Source organism: Runella zeae DSM 19591, from assembly GCF_000423565.1.
GTDB lineage: Bacteria > Bacteroidota > Bacteroidia > Cytophagales > Spirosomataceae > Runella > Runella zeae.
The window spans coordinates 1-1,121 of the sequence record NZ_AUIF01000106.1 but is presented as its reverse complement, the minus strand read 5'-3'; the positions used below and the strand labels follow the sequence as shown (position 1 = coordinate 1,121).

The following is a 1,121-nucleotide window of genomic DNA, read 5'->3' as shown; positions in this document are numbered from 1 at the left end:
GATTACTTACTATCTTCAACAAAAGCGATACAGTGAGCTAAATAAGATTTCGCAATCGATTGATCAAATGGGTCAGAATATTCGTCTTTTACTAGACAATTTATTGAGTTGGTCGTTGACTCAACGAGAGGAAGTCCCTCACCATCCAGAAAAATTTCAACTGAGCGAAAAGATACAGCTGATTGTGATACTGTATCAACAAATAGCTCAGTATCGAGATGTGAAAATTATCGTGGAATGCCCTCCCACATTATGCGTATACATGGATCCGAATGCCTGTGAGTTGATTATTCGAAATTTGATTGATAATGCCTTAAAAAATGCACGTTCAGGAGGGAAAATACAATTAAATGTAAAAGAAGACGGAAACCACATCCATATGATTATAGAAGATGATGGAAAAGGGATGTCAGAAGAAAAGTTAATGACCGTTCGACACACTTTAGAGCATCCAGATATAAAGGCTGAACGTCCGCGAGGATTAGGAATGATACTCTTAGGGCGTTTTCTAAAAAGCAACCACATTCGGACGGAGGTAAGAAGTACCTTGGGCGTTGGAACCCAATTTTTGTTGAGTATTCCCAGTTAATGGGAATACTCTTTTCCAAAACCACTTCACATGGATTAAATGAATATTTTAATGAATTAATAACGCAATAATAACGCAACGATGCCAAAAAAATAAAAATTTTATTTTACAATTAAAATCGCATTTGAACGGCCCTAAAATCAAACAAAATTTTTAAATGATACTTTGTACTATGTACATCATGAAAGTTCCTTAAAACTCAAGGAAACAGCCAAAGAAAGGATTTAAAAAAGTAATAGCTTAAATCCTTTCTCTTTTCATAGCCGAAAAAATGGAATTTTGTAATGACGCTTGAAGATTGGCAATGCCAATCTTCAAGCTACTTAATTATCACCATTACTACGAAAAATCCCCTAATTCAATATTTTACTCAAAAAAACAAAAAGATACTAAAAAAGTAATAAAAAATCCCTTTTTAAAAACAGAAATTAAAAAAAAACAAAATTTTTTCTGTTCTGTTTTTAATCTTTTTAAAAAAAACAAAATGTAAATAATGTCGGTAGGCATAACTATCTGAATTTCAGTGTATTAT

The 1,121-nt window shown here is 32.5% G+C and carries 1 protein-coding gene; it reads left to right on the top strand.

The window, feature by feature from the left end; all coding sequences use genetic code 11:
- Nucleotides 1-589: sensor histidine kinase (locus G563_RS0118415; protein ID WP_028666586.1), on the top strand; the 589-nt coding region annotated here is incomplete at its 5' end.
- Nucleotides 590-1,121 lie beyond the last annotated feature (532 nt).